Source organism: Pelagicoccus sp. SDUM812002 (genome assembly GCF_031127835.1).
GTDB lineage: Bacteria > Verrucomicrobiota > Verrucomicrobiia > Opitutales > Opitutaceae > Pelagicoccus.
Map to the genome: position 1 here is coordinate 240,495 of NZ_JARXHX010000008.1, position 15,923 is coordinate 256,417.

Here is a 15,923-nt window from a genome sequence, read left to right on the forward strand (position 1 = left end):
CTAGTGGGTGGGAGCGGTCTCGGATCAAGAAACGCTCAAATGGAAAGGGACGGACGCGAGTTGCTGTCCGTTGATCAAGAGTTCGATAGTGTTCTCGCCAGTGTAGTACCGGCGGGTGGAAATTGGTTTCAAATGGAAGCTCTTTTGGAGGGTCTTTTTTGCCCTCGGGCCGAGGCTAAGATTATTGCCTTTGAAGACCTTCGGGGCGGTTTGGCCGTTTGCCTTCCTAAGATGGAAACGGTAGTCGACGACAAGGTCTTGCGCTTTTGTTGAGCTTGACTCGATTTGGAGGGTCAGGGTGAGCTTCTCTCCGAGTTGTATAGAAGGGGAATGAGCGGAAAATTCAGTTACCTTGAGTTTCGGCTTCCCATAGCCGAGGAGCTGCAAGCAGCGCGGGTGACCCTGCTTAATGAGGCTGCGGCAGGCGTGCTTGAGGAGCTGGCGTCGCTTGGTATCTGCGTCGGGTAGCCAAGCAGCGACGATGTCCAGCATGAGTTCGGGGTTATCTTTGGAGATGTCGTTGAGATTGTTGGCGACGGAGCGCCGCACGTATTCGGATGGGTCGTCCTTCAGGAGCTCAAGCAGGGGGAGTAGGGGCCGCGGGTCTTTGACGAAGGCGGTAATTTGCTCTCCCCACGGGAGGCGTGGACGGGTTCCTTCGGAAACGAGGCGGCGTAGGTTTTGGTCGGGGTCATTGGCCCAGCGCGTGAGATGGGGAAGGATCTTCTTCGGCTGGTGAATCAAGAAGACGCGGATACCGAACTCAGCAGTGAAGCGTTTGGTGATTTCGGGCAGAAGCTTGATCGAGGCGGCGACGGCTTCCAACCCATGAGCGGTAAGTAGCGCGTTGAGAGGCATGAAAAGCCAGCCATCGAAGGAGTCGTCCTCTTTCAAGGTAGGGACAGGGAGGATGGCTTGACGGACGATTTCGATCGCGCGAGCAGGATCATCCGGCAGTCCCTTCCATAGCTCCTCGCCGATGTGGATGGCTCGCTGCTTGAGCTCTAGGTCCTCGAGGGTAGCGAGGCAGTTTTTCTCGAACCGATTGTCAGCGAAATCCGGATACGCGTCCTTGACCAGTCGGGCAAGGGTGCGAACGACCGAGGCGTTGATGAGATTCTTAAACGGCTCCATCGTCGTCCTTTTCCTGCTCGGCCAAGAGCTTTTGGTAGTCGGATTCGCTAAGGATGGTGATGAGCTTTTGGATAGCGACGTTGGCTGGCAGGGTGATGTAGGAACCACCGTCGGTCTGGATTTTCAAATACATGAGGGTGGCGTCCTTGAGGACTCCGCTGTACTTGGGTTCGTTTTCGACGAGGAGACGGTCTCCGATGCGATAGGGGAAAGTAAAGTAGAGGATGATGCTGGCAGTGACGTTGCTGAGGATCGACCAGTGGGCGAAAAACGCCACCCCGACGAGAGCGAAGAAAGAGCTGGTGAGGAGGAAAATGTCTCGGATGCCGAAACCGAGCACCGTCGATATCACGGCGGCTGAGACGATGTAGATGAGGGCCTGTCCAGCTTTGGAAATGCTGTTGCTGCGCTGGGGGGCGAAGTGGTGCCGTTCGCTGGTGCGATCGATGTAGCGGCGATAGAGGCGGACGAAAAAGTGGGTCAGGATGAGGACGAGCAAGGTAATGCCAGCCTTGATGAGGCCTTCGCTGCTTTCGTTGATGAAATTGAGGATGCTTTCTTTCATGATTTCGGGGCGGATATTGGGTATCGCTATCAAGAGTGCGATGCAGAAAGAGAGATTCGCAAGGGGCAGGGCGGATTAATTCTTGTTGTGGCGCTAGGTGAGCTGTGGCTAGTGGTGCGCGACAGATGAATTGGGTATATGAAGCGGTAGCGAGCGCCTTGTTTCTCGGTGTCTACGATGTGTTCAAGAAGCATTCCGTGAATGGGAATGCGGTGATTCCGACCCTATTCATCAGCGTGCTCACAGGAGCCTGTCTTTGGGCGCCTTGGGTTATCCTTTCGGCTTGGGGCAGGGTACCGCATGCGATGCTGGAAGTGGACACGCTCGGTTGGGCGGACCACTTGCGATTGTTGCTGAAATCGACGATCGTCGCGGTGTCATGGGTTTGCGCCTACTTTGCGTTGAAGCATTTGCCTGTTTCGCTTGCGGGTGGAATCCGAGCGACCGGCCCCCTTTGGACCCTGCTGGCTGCGGTGGTGATTTTCACCGAGCGACCCAACGGCATGCAATGGGCGGGCATCGTGGTGACACTCTGCTCATTCGTGGCTTTGTCGTTCGCGGGTCGCCGCGAGGGCTTGGTCTTCCACAAGAACAAATGGGTGTTTCTGATGATCGGGGGAACCCTCGCGGGTACGGTGAGCGGTCTCTACGACAAGTACTTGATGGGCACGATCGGGTATCGGGCATCCACGGTGCAGGCTTGGTTTTCCATTTATCTGGTGGTGGTGATGCTGCCCATGATGATTGGCTGGTGGAGAAGCTGGTGGCCGCGCGGCCCGTTCTTTTGGCGTTGGACGATACCCCTGATCGGGGCGACACTGCTCGTAGCAGACTACTTGTATTTCGAAGCTTTGAGGGACGAGGACGCCATGATCTCGGTGGTGTCTTGCCTGCGTCGGGGCGGCGTGTTGGTGAGTTTCGCGGCGGGGTATGTGCTTTTCAAAGAACGTAACTATCGAGCGAAGACACCCTGCATCCTAGGCATTTTGGTAGGTGTAATCTTGATAGTGCTCGCCCGGTAAGTGCGGTGATTCGCTGATAGGGCGCGGGGCAGCTTCGACCGACACGGTGAGTAGCGCTTGTTAAGTCTATTTCGAGAGCAGTTAATAGGGGTGGTTCTATAAGTATAAGGCATTGTTGTGTAAAAAATGAATAAGAATTATTAATCACAAGGCAGGCGGCTAACGCATTGACTTGGAATCTGATTCCCGGCCGTTTTGGCGACGGATTATGCCGGCTAGAGGAATCGTCAAGGACGCGTTTACGATAGAGGGAAAGTATCGATATGGTCGGCTTCTCGTTTTGCTCTTGTGCACGTTTGGGCTGTTGGGGCTGGGACTTGAAGCATATGTTCGCAAGCCGGAGATCACGGATTCGATTCGCGGCAAGGAGCTCGCTCAGCGGATGGGTTGCTTCGCCTGCCATGGACCGGAGGGGTTTCGAGGCGTTCCGGATCCAGTCTCTCCAGGTGGGCGAATGCCGGGTTGGGATGAAGGTATGGCACCTCTCTACGTCGATACCGAGGAGGAGATCGAAGAGTGGATCTTGAACGGGCATCTAACGTCCGAAGAGGGGCGTCAGGAAGAGCTCGGTGCTGAGAATTTGGCTCCTATGCCGGCTTATCGAGACCTGATTGGTGAAAAAGAGTTGGAGGATTTGAAGGCGTACTTCATCGCGGTAGCGGAGTACTATCCGAGTATGCCAGACGAGGCTTACGAAGGGAGCCTGGTTGCCAAGCGTTTTGGCTGCTTCGGCTGCCACGGGCCATCGGGCATGGGAGGAATACAAAATCCAGGAAGCTTCACGGGGATCGTTCCCTCTTGGAAAGGCGAGCACTTTGCGGAGTTGGTCGAAAACGATTCGGAATTACAGGAATGGATCCTCGATGGGAAAGTTCAGCGCATCATGGACCACCCGATCGGGCGGTACTTTATGGAGCGGCAAATTATCCAAATGCCTGCTTACAGGAACGAGCTATCGGAGGCGGACCTGCAGAAGCTCCTAGCCTACATTAAATGGTTGCGAGGAGCGGAGGCAAAGGATCGAGAGGCGGATAACCCAATCGCGTAGTTCGATGTGTAGTCAATGAAGCGTATCATTTGCAGAGGTTTTTATTGGCTGGGGTTTGCTGCTTTTTCGAGCTTAACGTTCCTGTTGGCTAACGTTTCAAGACCGGAGGGAGAATTTGAATACAGCTCGCCGATCGCGCTTACAATCTCGGTCGTGAAGGATGAGCTGTATGTGCTCAGTCAGACGGATTCCTCGCTCGCGATTATTGAACTGGAAACGCGTCTAGTGACCTCCGAAGTACCCTTGGGGCGCTTCCCAACTGACTCCGTGCTCTCGCCGGACGGAGCGTTTCTTTATGTAAGCTGTCTTTACGACAATTGTATTCAAATAGTGGATTTGAGTAGTCGTGCTGTTTCGGGATCTATCGAAGTCGGGTTCGAGCCCTATGGCTTGGAAATATCGAGCGATGGCAAGCGACTCTACGTAGCAAATTCGCTCTCCAACACCGTACGCGCCCTTTCGATTGATACGGGAAAGGTTCTTTTTGACACCGAAGTCGGTCGCAATCCGCGTTACTTGGCCGAACTTGCGGACCAAGGAGTGCTTGTCGTATCGAATGGGCTTTCGCGCAACGCGACTTATCTGGATGCCCGGGACGGGCGCGTGCTCGAAACGCGAAGTCTCGAGCGTGCGTCTCTCTTGAGGGACGTTGTTTTTGCCAAAGGGGGAAAGTACGCCATCGTGGCGGGTCTGATCGCTCATGACGAGATGATGACGCTGCAGATCGAACGTGGTTGGATTAACTCCAACGGGCTGTATGTCATGGAAGTGGGGGAGCGAGGCCGGTTTGTGACTGTGTCGCTCGATGGATTGCTCGACGGAGCTGCAAACCCATGGGGGCTGGCCATCTCGAAGGATGGTGAGCGTCTATATGTATCATTGGCTGGGATACATGAGCTAGCGATTGTAGACATGTCGAAGCTTGTAGCGCTTGTAGAGGCGACGGCAGCGGATGATGTGGTTCGCTTATCGCAGGATGTAGAAGCCTTTGATCGGCACGGTCTCGGGGTTCGTTGTGAGACCGGTGGACTGGGGCCGCGTGGGTTGGCTTTGGATGAGCGCCGAGGGCTCGTCTATGTTGCAAATTATTTTTCGGGTGACGTCTCGATCATGGATTCGAAGACGGGGTCGGTCGAAGCGCTTTTACCGATCGAAAAGATGCCAGCTGAGAAATCGCTTTGGAGGCAAGGGGAGTTGCTGTTCAATGATGCACGCCTGTGTCAACAAAACTACTACAGCTGTGCCAGTTGCCATCAAGAAGACGCTACGATGGATGGCTTGAATTGGGATTTGGTAAACGACGGGAAGGGAAATCCTAAGAATGCGAAGTCGCTGCACGACGCGATGGATACACCCCCGGTCATGTGGTCAGGCGTTCGCGAGAGCATGTTCGCAGGCGTGGCAGCTGGGCAGCGCTTTCTCGGCTTTATCCCGAATCAAGAGAATCATGAAGCTCTCACTGCATATCTCAGTGAACCACCGCGGGCACCCAATCCGTTTGTTGACGAGGACGAGGCGGCTCAGGCACGCGGGCAGCGGGTCTTTGATCGCGCTCGTTGCGACGCCTGCCACTTCGGACCGACCTATTCCGACGGTCGTCGGCATGACCTAGGCTTGCGGGCTCATTTTGAGATTCGTTCCAGGTTTTACACACCTTCTCTGCGAGAAGTGTATCGGACCGGCCCCTACTTGCACCACGGCTTTGCGGAATCGCTGGAAGACATCTTCAAGGAATTCAATCCAGACAATCGGCATGGCCTCACGGCTGGCTTAACAGACGCGGAAATCGCGGATCTCGTAGCTTATCTCAAAACCCTCTGATGAGTTTTTTGCCTTCCAAGACACCGCTTTACATTATCGGCCTAGGGGCGACCATCCTCGGTTATGGCTTGGCTCTGGACTCGCCACGTTTTCCCGCAAGCAATGCTCCCGCTCGTACGGGGCTTTCTTCTAAAATTGACCTTTCCGGGGCGACAGGGCCCTCTCCATTTGGGATTCTAACCAGTCGACGTTGGGCTTTAGGCGAGTCGTACGAGCGTACGACGCTCGAGCCGGTCGCCAACCCGAATCCTGCTCCCGAACCGCAGCCACGCAGAGATCATCCAGCCGACGTGGAATTGAGCGCGGACGGTAGCAAGGTCTACTTGGCTCTGCAAGGGTCGGAGTTGGAACCGGGGTCGCAAATCGCAGTGGTCGACCTCGAAACCAAAAAGGTCCTAAAGCGGATTCCTCTGGCTCTGCCCGGCCTGGAGGAAGCACCTGCTTCGTCGCCCTTTCGCTTGATCAGTCATCCAGAAGGCAACCACCTCTTGGTGGTGAATAGATTTTCGAACTTTGCCGTATTGCTGGATACACGTAGTGACGAAGTCGTTAAGGAGATCCCTCTCGATTTCTACTGTCAAGATGGAGTGTATTCGCCGTCCGGTGACAGTTTGTATCTGACAAACCGTTACCTCGATCAAGTGTTCTCCCTGGCTTCACATGACGGGGACCTCGAGATGGAGGTTCAAGGCGGTCTGGACGACTTTGGCTTTCTTAACTCCACCGATGAAGCGGATTCTGTCTACAGCGTGCTTCGCCAAAACTGTAGCGCTGCGAGTTGCCACGATGAAGAACGGGGCGGCTTTTATGCGGGGTCAGATGCGGTGCGAAGCCTCGCTAGCGCCTTGGACCATGTGGTTCCCGGAGAGCCTATGGCGAGCCGACTGTTGGCCGCGACTGTCTCGACGCGAAAGGGCGGTTATGCGGATGCGGTACCTCTATTCCAAGGCCATGCGATGGGAGAGGTCGTCTTTAGGGATCCCGATAAGGACGCTGGCTTTCAACGAATCAAACGATGGATCGGAGGGAGTCAGGCTGGTCCGGGAATACCGGTTGGCAATCCGCGAAGCAAGCCGATCGCATGCGCGGTCAGCAGCGATGGACGCTACCTCTTTGTCGGCAATACTGGGACCCAAGACATCTCGATTGTGGATACGAGGCTCCAAGCTGAAGTGGGTGCTATCTATATCCAAAATGCAGTTAACGACTTGGTGCTGTATCATGACGAGGCCCTGGGGCGTGACTATCTCCTGGTCGCGACGATGGGCGTGGGCTTTGGTGTGACGAAAGAGCGGGATCCGTTTGCCGGCGAGTCTTGGGATACAGGAAATCCTGCGGCGCAGTATTCCGTGTGGCGGGATCCCAAGACTGGCCTACCGTTGCCGCGGGCTGAGCAGGAGATACTGGGTCCTTTCGACGCGGTGGATGGCACGCTCGAAATCAAGTTTCGCGACATCCAAAACGATATCCTTTTCGTCGACGTCGGCAGTCTGGATATTCCCGAGACGGTGGATAGCGGTGGCTTGGAGCATATTCTGTTAGCCAACAAGTATGAGGCGCATCGCAATTGGGTTCGCTACACTTCTGATACAGCGGAGTCGACCCATGGTGATGTGAAGGGAGATATCCCTCCAGCATTGATGAGGGTTATCGGGGCATTTCCCGACCGGATGACTGTATCCGAAGACCGGCTTTTCGTGACGATGCAGGGCAGTAATTCCGTGCAGGAGTGGCGTATCAACCCGAGTGCTTCTGACCCAATTGACTATTTGGTGCCGGTGGCGAATTACCAGACCGGTTTGATGCCTCGTGGCATCGCGAAGGGAAAGGTCGGTACTCCATCCCAGGACAAGCTGCTGGTCGCGAACTTTCTCGGCGGCTCGCTTAGTGTGATCGATCGGTCAAGCGGTCTGAGCGAGGAGATTGTAGTTGATCCCAGCATACTGCGAATGCCTTTTCCTGCGACCAACGCAGAACGGGGGGAGGTCCTTGTGCATACTTCGTCTTTTTCGTCGGACGGTGACACGTCATGCATCCATTGCCATGCCCAAGATACGGGGGATGGACGGACATGGGGCGTCAGCCAGGTCCTTGGGCAGGAGTTCCTGAGCAAGGAAGCGGAGAGTGGTCCGATTGCCATTGGCGGTTCTATGAACGTACCTCAGATGCGCGGCCTCTTCGCAATCCAGCCTTTCTTTTTTGAAGGGGTTATATCCGGCTACGAACCGCGGTCGATGATGATGGAGCATTGTCCGGCAGACGACTTCAAGGCAGCGACGCCGGCGGGAGACTTTACGGAAATCCAAGCGCACTACGTCACGGGTATGCAGGGTGACATACAGTCGAAAATGGATACGTCGGTGGATGGCGAGTCGAACCTGGAGGAGCGTCGGGACGAAATGTTTCGAACGATCTCTCGTGACTTGTTTGGCAAGTCCTTCTTTATGCGGGATTTTCAACGATTCGTTGGCGAATGGCAAATGCACGAAGGCCGTTTGCTTCCCAATCCTTTCGACCAGTCGAGCTTGTCAGTGGCTCGTGGGCGAGAGCTGTTCGAGGATCCGCAGGTCGGTTGTATATCCTGCCATGCCCCTCCGCATTTCACGAAGAAGGACTTTCCAGACAATCCGCAGCAAACGATCCCACCCGTTGTTCCCTTTACGGTACGTGACGGATCTTTCACCTTACTCAGCAAGAATCGGGAGGATGCGAATAGCGGCGTACGACGTGACCTGGAACCGTGGGATTTAGGGCGAGCAGAGGAGCAACAGGGTCAACTGACGATCTTCCCGCTGCGTGGGATTTGGGATCGCCCACCTGTCTTTTTGCACAATGGGTTGGCCAGAACGCTAAGGGAAGTAACTGCGATGCCGGGTCACCCATCGCTGCAGCGCTTCAAATACGAACCCCTTTTTGGCGGGTACCCAGAAAGGCCTGGCAAGATGGAGGTCGGATTCAACATGACCTTTGTTTTCGCCACTGCGGAGAACCGAGTAAAGCTGCATCGTATCGCAGAGAGCCGCCTGGGATTCGATACCCATGGAGGAACGTCGCAGCTCACTCGCCGCGAGATCGACGACTTGGTTAACTACATGAACTCGCTCGAATGATGAAACGGAATCGTGTGCAATTATCTGCGAATGTGTTCATCGTGTGCTTGGCCGCGGTCGGGCTCTACATGTCAGGATGCGCACCCGAAGGACTGTCGGTTGTCGACGATAGTGCGGCGAATGAAAGGGACTCCTCCGAAATGATCGCTATCCCGTCGACTACCTTTTGGATGGGCAACGAGACGAGCCATCCGGATCTAGCGAATCAAGCAGCTCCCGGCATAGCTCTGCGTCCCTATCAAGTATTAATCGCACGAGCAGCGACCGGCTGGAGCCTCGAGGAGGAAAGGCCGTTAAGGCAAGTGACGGTTGATGCCTTTGCTATTGATCGATGCGAGGTGACGAATGCCCAGTATCGGAAATTCTTGAACTGGATTGAGGTGTATGGCGACGAAGAGGTGCGGCACCCAAATCAGGTGGAAGGCAAGAACCATCGGCCTCGCTATTGGTCTGACTATAATCCGCTCCTCACTGACCAAGCAACGGCCAGTTTGGCTCCCTTTGATGCGAAGACGTTTCTGGGAGACGATCTACCCGTGGTGGGAGTGGACTGGTTTGATGCGTATGCCTACGCAAATTGGGCGGGTAAAAGATTGCCGAGCGAGGCGGAATGGGAACTTGCGGCGCGAGGCACCGACCAACGGTTGTGGCCTTGGGGGAACGAATGGCGCTGGGGACTTTGCAATATCGGCGGGGACAAGTCAGGAGCAGATGTGCGGGATCCGTCGCTTGATCGAGACGGCTACGTCTATCCCGCGCCAGTAGGAAGCTTCCTCGCGAGTGAGAGCCCGTTCGGTTGCATGGATCTCGCTGGAAATGTAGCGGAATGGTGTTCGGACTGGTATTCAGATGATTATTACAAAGAGGGAATTCGGAAAAATCCGGAGGGACCGTCGAATGGGCAGTATCGTTCCGTGAGGGGTGGGAGTTCGCAGAGTGTTCCCAGCGGTGTGCGTTGTTCGGCACGCTCGTTCCACGAACCGGATTTCCGGAAGTTCACTCTCGGGTTTCGTTGCGCCAAGGATCTATAAGATGAAGCAAGTTTACGTAATTTGGTTTTCAATTTTAGTCCTACTCGCGGATGCATCCGCGGAAACGGGTAAAGACATGGTTCTCATTCCAGAGGGTGTTTTTTTAATGGGATCAGAAAGTGGCGCACCCGACGAGTCCCCGGTACACGAAGTGCGGTTGTCAGCGTTTTGGATCGATCGCTGCGAAGTTACGAACCAACAGTTTGCGGAGTTTGTAAGGAATACAAATGGATACCGCAAAGTTGAAGGGTCGTGGTTCCGGTTTAGTGTAGCTGGTTGCTTGGACCTTTGCACGTATTTCGAAGGTAAATACGGAAGCAGTTTTGTGAACGTACCCTCTGTTGATCTGTTGCAATTAGACGCGCAGCTTTGGTTGGCTGCTTTGGGATCCTTAGAAATTCAAGTGAAGGCTAAAAAGGGAAGCCTCAGCTCCCTCTCTGTCCAAGACGTTAGGGCTCAGTCGGTGGTGTCGGCTGTAGTGTCAAGGCAGTCGGAATATCCAGTTCGCGGCGTCACCTGGCGGGATGCGAGTTCCTATGCGGCTTGGTGCGGGAAGCGGCTGCCAACTGAAGCGGAGTGGGAAAAAGCGGCAAGGGGCGTTGCTGTAAACCGGTTTCCTTGGGGCGAAGATTGGATCTCTCGTAACTCAGATAACGTGTATTCCGTGGAAGAATACGAGGATCTCGCGAGTCCGTATGGCTGTGTGGGTATGGCAGGAAATGTTTGGGAGTGGACGGCGGATTGGTACGGGGAAGCGTATTATTCAGATCTATCTGCCGTAGGCATTAATCCAGTAGGCCCTGTGGGTTTGGAAAATGGAGATCTACCCGAGGCTTACAGCTCAGACGCCCTCTTGCGCAGCGTCCGGCAGGGACGTGAAACGAACACTCGAAAAGTGATACGTGGGGGTGGTTTTGGCGGCCCGGAGTCGCACGCTCGCTTCAACTTTCGTACGACCCGCCGACTTTGGTGTAATCCTAACTACTGGCACGCGGACCTAGGATTCCGCTGTGCAAAGGACCTTTAACCTCAAATACTATGATCACCACAAATCCCCCATCGCAAACAGACATAAAAGAGTATCCAAGGATCTCGTACACCGATTGTTATATCACGGTGAGGCCTTCGTTGACGGGAACTGCGGCCGAACTGGCGGAAGACTTGTATGGTCAACTCATTCCAATTCTTAAAGAAAAGCAAATTCAGGTCATCCAGGAGAAGGTGCACGGAAACGTCGAAGCCCGAGAGGCATTCGACATGGGACGTCAACGCGCACTTGGGAACTCAGGTCTCGATTGCTATTTGCCCTACACTTATTTGGAGGGACGTTCGCTCGGTCCGCAGGAAGTGACGAGTATTCAGATCTGGGGTGTGCGGAGTCACGATGGCGCGGCAACGGTGCGAACTGACGATAGCGAAATTTCTCCGGCTCGCGTACTGGAGGGCGAAGGCTTTCAATTGGTATATTGCCCACGGATCCATGGGTTTGACGAATCGAACCCGGGTGACAAAGGCTGCGTCACTCGGCAATGCGAAATGGTGTTTGATCGAATCGAGGAAGCGATGTCGCGCTACGACCTTACGCTTCACGACGTGGCGCGTACTTGGTTCTATTCGAGAAGACTGCTTGATTGGTATGGAGAGTTTAACTGCATCCGCACCAAGCATTTTAAGGAAGCTGGAATCTACGCTACCGGCAAGGATCCGGTTTTTCCGGCAAGTACTGGGATTCAAGGTAGGTTCTCGGATGAAGAAATTTTCGTGGATGTACTAGGTTTGGGCAAGGGTGGTTCAGAGAACGCATTCCGAATGGAGCAGGTCGTAACGACCTCGCGTCAGCATCAAGCTTTTGGATACGGCTCTGCTTTTTCGCGGGCAATGGCGGTCTGTCATGAAGGTTTTCGAGCTGTTTACGTATCAGGGACGGCGAGCATCAACACGCGGGGTGAAAGCACCTATATCGGAAATGCCGAAATGCAGGCTTTAGACACGCTGTTAAATATAGCGGCCCTCTTGGGCGATCAAGGCGGCGGATTAGCGGACGTTTGTACCGGCACCGTCTACTGCAAAAACCGCGAGGCATACGCTGCCTATCGGAGTGTGCTGCAAAAACTGCGTATCGCCGACATGCCGCTCGTTTGCGTGGAAGCGGATGTGTGCAGACACGAACTTTTGATCGAGATCGAATTGGTGGCAGTTATCAAAGAGTAGCCGTGCACCTCAGTTCCCGTTTCTCGGATATGGGGGCGTGATTACCCTGTATACTTTTTGCGCGCTATCGATTAGCTAGGACTTGAGTTAGACGGTAGGCTTGACAGGCGCAGGTCTTGGGAAAATGGTTCGTACACGAATGATTCGTGTCGAAACAGTTCGAGGCCTTGGCAAATGAGCCAGGGATTAGAGGCAGAGGAGTTTCCTGTCGGGCCGGAGGGTGACGTCGAGGAGTTGTTGCCGGTGGTGCCGCGCGAGCGCTATGATCTTAGGATCCTTAGTTCCTTGCGCCGTATTGTGCGATCGATAGATAGCCACTCGCGGCGGCTTGCTACAGGTAGTGGGATGACGGTGCCGCAGTTGTTGTGCATGCTAAAGTTAGACGAGTTAGGTCCATTGACTGTGAAAGACCTCTCTCGCGAAGTTTTCCTCAGTCCCAGCACTACGGTAGGGATAGTCGATCGGTTGGAGAAGACGGGGGCACTGGCCCGGGAGCGTTCTGTGCGCGACCGACGACGTGTTCGCATCACCCTGACCGACAAAGGTCGAGAGATGGTTGCGAAAGCTCCTTCTCCCCTCCAAGAGAATTTGGTAGATGCGATCGATAAGCTTCCCGAACTAGAGCGGGCCACGATCGCGCTTTCGCTAGAGAAAATAATCGAGTGCATTGACGCTCCGGTATCGGAGTCAGTCGATAGCCCAACAGCGCCCATCCTTGAGACGGCGGCTGACTTGAAGGCAGGTCGTCGTGCTGCCTTGAGAACGGTCGAGCGGACCGATTCCTAATCCCTCATAACCCTTGTTGAAATGCATCACGCTCTCATTCGCTTGAGAACGCAGTCCCGCACAGTCGCTGCGATTCTCATTGTAATAACTTTACAACTACTGACAGTGGATGTCGGTGCTGCCGGCTTCCAGGAGCCAGATGGCGAGAGCTACCAGACTGACGACGGAACTGTGCCATTGGTTTGGGGCGAGATTGGTGTAGGGCCCGAGCCTGACCGTGTCTACGAAGTGAGGCGCTGGAGCGAAGGGGAGACCGAGTCCAGTTTGCTTGTTTATGAAGGAGAGGACACGGCCTCTTTCGTGTCTGGTCTAAACGAAGGGAAGCATATTTTTCGAATTCGTTCCAAGGATCGAGACGGTGTGTATCCAGAATGGGGAGACGAATCATTGGAAGTCACAGTCGACTATATCGACATGGCGATCGTATGGCCCCTGATGGGGGCGGGAGCGGTTTGTTTTATTGTTTTGATTCTAACAATCGTGCTGGGACGTCGCGCGGTAGAGAGAAAGGAGATCGCCTAAAGGCATAACGAGATGAACCAAGAAGAAACAATTCTAGCTCCTGGTATCGGTTGGACGCTGCTTATTGCATTTGGAATTATGTGGGTTGGGCTCGGACTCTATTGGGGACGCAAATCTAAGAGTCTCGACGGATTCATGCTGGCAGGTCGCAACGTGGGTATAGCGTTTGGCTCCGCCACAGCCATGGCTACGTGGGTGACCTCCAATACGATTATGGTAGTGCCGCAGTTCGGCTTGAAGATGGGTGTGTGGGGCTTGCTTGCGTTCACGACCGCCAGCTTTGGTCTATTTCTATTCGCCCCAATGGCAGCACGTATCCGAAACCTTATGCCACGTGGATTCACTTCAGGGGATTTTATTCGCTTGCGCTACGGAAAGGTTGCCTGGTCAGTCTTTCTCGGGATCTCACTCTTCTATTCGATGGCATGGTTGGTTTCAATGGCCATGGCTGGCGGTATCGTGCTGGAGGCCTTGGCGGGGATAAACTACAAGTACGGGATGAGCATGATTTTGCTGGTATGCGTTTTGTATACCTTGGTAGGCGGGCTCTATGCTGTCATCGGAACGGACTTTATCCAAAGTGTTATCATCCTCATCGGGATCATCGCGGTGGCGGTAGCTGCACTCTCGCGGATGGACCTGGGCGATGCTTATGAGACCTCGGTGCAAACGCAGCCCGCTTTGTTTAACGCTTTATTACCGGTGGCGTTGCTCTCGTTGTTCAACAACATGTTTTTCGGATTTGGGGAGGTGTTCCACAACAACGTGTGGTGGAGCAGGGCTTTTGCGATTCGAAAGAAGGTTGTCTCGAAGGCCTTTTCATTGGCGGGGCTGCTGTGGTTGCCGATTCCTTTGGCGGTCGGCTTTTCGGCCCTTTTCAGCAATAGCCTTGGTATCAACATCACGGATATCGACATGACCGGACCTTTGATCGCCGGAGAGTTATTGGGTTCAACAGGAGCGGTGGTTCTCTTTGTGGTGATATTTTGTTCTCTCGGTTCGAGTATCGATAGCTTGCTGGCAGCGACGTCGGATTTGCTGGCGGAGGATGTCTACAAAAAGATGATCAACCCGAGTGTGAGCGACGAACAATTGCGAAAGATTTCCACGCTAATCATTGTAGGACTCGGGCTTGTGACATGGCTGATTTGTCTACCTCGGGTGGGAAATCTTATGTCAGTGCTTTTCTTCGCCGGTCCATTCGTCGGGAGCGCCGTTTGGCCGGTAGTGACCGGTTTGTATTGGCGACGCTCTAACGAAGTCGGTGCTGTCCTCTCTATGGTTTGTGGATCCGCGATCGGACTCTATGCCTACTTTGAATACGGTTGGTACACCGCGTCTTTGATCGCGACGATTGTCTCAATGGTGATTACTTTTGGAACAATTGCTCTGTCCAAGACACGGTTTGATTGGAGCGTTTTAAACGAGGAGAAATTATAATGGTATTATTTCCAAAGCTTGTAGTGGTGGCGCTGATATTTGCGGCAATCATTCTTACAGCAGCTGGCGTGGTCACGTTGCTATGGATGGTCGTGAAAGACATAATTTCAAAGGACCTGTGGTAATATGAGCGACAAACTAGAATTAAATAAGCACATCGAGTTCCTGGAGCCTCCGGCGGGCGCGGAAACGTTGAGGCCGAAGCCGCTCAACCTATTCGAAGATAACCCGATTGATCTCTCGATTCTGAGGGGATTGAAGGGACGTTCCATCTTGGGCGTTAAGGACTTCAAGCGCGAGGAAGTGATCGAGCTCGCGAAGTTGGCGGCGGTGCTGGAGAATTTTGAAATCGCTCCCTATCATATCATGGATGGGAAAATCGTAACCACGGCTTTTTTCGAAGCGAGTACGCGGACGCGGCTCTCTTTCGAAAGCGCGGTTTTGCGATTGGATGGCAAGGTGCTCAGTATTCCCGAAGGAGGCGTCACTGGAGTTCGCAAAGGCGAATCGTTGGAAGATATCGGAGAGATGTTTAACGCCTATTGCGATATGGTTATCATGCGCCATACGGAAACGGATTCGGCGGAAAGGATGCTCAAGAGCCTGCGTGTGCCACTCATCAACGCCGGGAACGGGAGTGGCGAGCACCCGACGCAATCGCTTGCTGACTGGTACGCCCTATTGAAATGGAAGCCGGAGCTGGCGAAGCGAGATCCAAGCAAGCGCAGTAAAAAGATGTGTCTTGGGATTTTGGGTACACCTGGAAGCATGAGAGCGGTGAAGAGCTTTCTTCTGATGTCACTTTTGTTTCAGGATCGCATCAGCCGAGTGATTGTTATTTCTCAGATGGCGGATCCGTTCGGAGAAGATCTGGTCGCCGAACTCAAGAAGGCAGGAATTCAGTACCAAGTTACTAATGACATGCAGAAGCATGTTTCCGAGCTGGATGTGATCTACATGAACTCAATCGCGTTCCTTGGAGATAGCTACAAGAACCTGGACAGTGAGTACCAGCTTAACAGGGACAGTGATCTGAAGAAGAATGCTGTGATATTACATCCTTTGGCGCGGCTTACGGAACTGGACCGCAGTTTGGATGACACAGCTCATAACCTTTATTTCTCCCAGGCTCATGGGGCGGTTTTCGTCCGACAAGCCTTGTTGATATGCGTGAGTGGTCGACTGGATCGGCTACCTGACGAAATCCCAACCGTAAAGTAGAACGAAGGCAGG

General features: G+C 53.9%; 13 protein-coding genes. 11 read left to right on the forward strand and 2 right to left on the reverse strand.

The window, feature by feature from the left end; genetic code table 11:
• Window positions 1-24 precede the first annotated feature (24 nt).
• Both QEH53_RS13675 and QEH53_RS13680 read right to left on the reverse strand, forming a co-directional pair.
• Window positions 25-1,134 (reverse strand): DNA alkylation repair protein, encoded by a 1,110-nt coding sequence (locus tag QEH53_RS13675; protein ID WP_309023768.1) that lies wholly within the window; start codon window positions 1,132-1,134, stop codon window positions 25-27.
• Window positions 1,121-1,699 (reverse strand): mechanosensitive ion channel family protein, encoded by a 579-nt coding sequence (locus QEH53_RS13680; RefSeq protein ID WP_309023769.1) that lies wholly within the window; start codon window positions 1,697-1,699, stop codon window positions 1,121-1,123. The genes QEH53_RS13675 and QEH53_RS13680 overlap by 14 nt, the downstream gene beginning before the upstream one ends.
• 125 nt (window positions 1,700-1,824) lie before the next feature.
• Between QEH53_RS13680 and QEH53_RS13685 the strand changes: the two genes are divergently transcribed.
• The 11 genes from QEH53_RS13685 to QEH53_RS13735 all read left to right on the forward strand — a co-directional run bounded on the left by QEH53_RS13685 (window position 1,825) and on the right by QEH53_RS13735 (window position 15,911).
• A complete protein-coding gene (locus tag QEH53_RS13685) occupies window positions 1,825-2,721 on the forward strand; it encodes an EamA family transporter (RefSeq protein ID WP_309023770.1) in 897 nt (298 codons plus the stop codon).
• 208 nt (window positions 2,722-2,929) lie between these two features.
• The gene (locus QEH53_RS13690) at window positions 2,930-3,769 is read left to right on the forward strand and encodes a c-type cytochrome (protein WP_309023771.1); all 840 of its coding nucleotides are present in this window, start codon (window positions 2,930-2,932) and stop codon (window positions 3,767-3,769) included.
• A 15-nt stretch (window positions 3,770-3,784) separates the two neighbouring features.
• Window positions 3,785-5,590, forward strand: a complete 1,806-nt coding sequence (locus QEH53_RS13695) for a c-type cytochrome (RefSeq protein ID WP_309023772.1) — start codon at window positions 3,785-3,787, stop codon at window positions 5,588-5,590.
• A complete protein-coding gene (locus QEH53_RS13700; RefSeq protein ID WP_309023773.1) occupies window positions 5,590-8,700 on the forward strand; it encodes a hypothetical protein in 3,111 nt (1,036 codons plus the stop codon). Before QEH53_RS13695 ends, QEH53_RS13700 begins: the two co-directional genes overlap by 1 nt.
• Window positions 8,697-9,731, forward strand: a complete 1,035-nt coding sequence (locus QEH53_RS13705) for an SUMF1/EgtB/PvdO family nonheme iron enzyme (protein ID WP_309023774.1) — start codon at window positions 8,697-8,699, stop codon at window positions 9,729-9,731. The genes QEH53_RS13700 and QEH53_RS13705 overlap by 4 nt, the downstream gene beginning before the upstream one ends.
• Before the next feature lies 1 nt (window position 9,732).
• The gene (locus QEH53_RS13710) at window positions 9,733-10,758 is read left to right on the forward strand and encodes an SUMF1/EgtB/PvdO family nonheme iron enzyme (protein WP_309023775.1); all 1,026 of its coding nucleotides are present in this window, start codon (window positions 9,733-9,735) and stop codon (window positions 10,756-10,758) included.
• A gap of 11 nt (window positions 10,759-10,769) precedes the next feature.
• Window positions 10,770-11,942 carry a Rid family hydrolase gene (locus QEH53_RS13715; RefSeq protein ID WP_309023776.1) on the forward strand — a complete coding sequence of 391 codons (1,173 nt, stop codon included), beginning with the start codon at window positions 10,770-10,772 and terminating at the stop codon, window positions 11,940-11,942.
• A 174-nt stretch (window positions 11,943-12,116) separates the two neighbouring features.
• On the forward strand, window positions 12,117-12,728 hold the full coding sequence (locus tag QEH53_RS13720; protein WP_309023777.1) for a MarR family transcriptional regulator: 612 nt from the start codon (window positions 12,117-12,119) through the stop codon (window positions 12,726-12,728).
• A gap of 21 nt (window positions 12,729-12,749) precedes the next feature.
• Entirely contained in the window at window positions 12,750-13,250 is a 501-nt protein-coding gene (locus QEH53_RS13725) for a hypothetical protein (RefSeq protein ID WP_309023778.1), read from the forward strand.
• A 12-nt stretch (window positions 13,251-13,262) separates the two neighbouring features.
• Complete coding sequence (locus QEH53_RS13730; RefSeq protein ID WP_309023779.1) at window positions 13,263-14,690, forward strand: hypothetical protein; 1,428 nt, start codon at window positions 13,263-13,265, stop codon at window positions 14,688-14,690.
• Between the two features lie 126 nt (window positions 14,691-14,816).
• Entirely contained in the window at window positions 14,817-15,911 is a 1,095-nt protein-coding gene (locus QEH53_RS13735) for a hypothetical protein (protein ID WP_309023780.1), read from the forward strand.
• Window positions 15,912-15,923 lie beyond the last annotated feature (12 nt).

Bases quoted from the DNA above. Each gene is read 5' to 3' on its own strand.
- QEH53_RS13680 (WP_309023769.1), bottom strand. From the start codon at position 1,699: ATGAAAGAAAGCATCCTCAATTTCATCAACGAAAGCAGCGAAGGCCTC.
- QEH53_RS13735 (WP_309023780.1), top strand. From the start codon at position 14,817: ATGAGCGACAAACTAGAATTAAATAAGCACATCGAGTTCCTGGAGCCT.
- QEH53_RS13675 (WP_309023768.1), bottom strand. From the start codon at position 1,134: ATGGAGCCGTTTAAGAATCTCATCAACGCCTCGGTCGTTCGCACCCTT.
- QEH53_RS13685 (WP_309023770.1), top strand. From the start codon at position 1,825: ATGAATTGGGTATATGAAGCGGTAGCGAGCGCCTTGTTTCTCGGTGTC.
- QEH53_RS13725 (WP_309023778.1), top strand. From the start codon at position 12,750: ATGCATCACGCTCTCATTCGCTTGAGAACGCAGTCCCGCACAGTCGCT.
- QEH53_RS13695 (WP_309023772.1), top strand. From the start codon at position 3,785: ATGAAGCGTATCATTTGCAGAGGTTTTTATTGGCTGGGGTTTGCTGCT.
- QEH53_RS13700 (WP_309023773.1), top strand. From the start codon at position 5,590: ATGAGTTTTTTGCCTTCCAAGACACCGCTTTACATTATCGGCCTAGGG.
- QEH53_RS13690 (WP_309023771.1), top strand. From the start codon at position 2,930: ATGCCGGCTAGAGGAATCGTCAAGGACGCGTTTACGATAGAGGGAAAG.
- QEH53_RS13710 (WP_309023775.1), top strand. From the start codon at position 9,733: ATGAAGCAAGTTTACGTAATTTGGTTTTCAATTTTAGTCCTACTCGCG.
- QEH53_RS13715 (WP_309023776.1), top strand. From the start codon at position 10,770: ATGATCACCACAAATCCCCCATCGCAAACAGACATAAAAGAGTATCCA.
- QEH53_RS13705 (WP_309023774.1), top strand. From the start codon at position 8,697: ATGATGAAACGGAATCGTGTGCAATTATCTGCGAATGTGTTCATCGTG.
- QEH53_RS13730 (WP_309023779.1), top strand. From the start codon at position 13,263: ATGAACCAAGAAGAAACAATTCTAGCTCCTGGTATCGGTTGGACGCTG.
- QEH53_RS13720 (WP_309023777.1), top strand. From the start codon at position 12,117: ATGAGCCAGGGATTAGAGGCAGAGGAGTTTCCTGTCGGGCCGGAGGGT.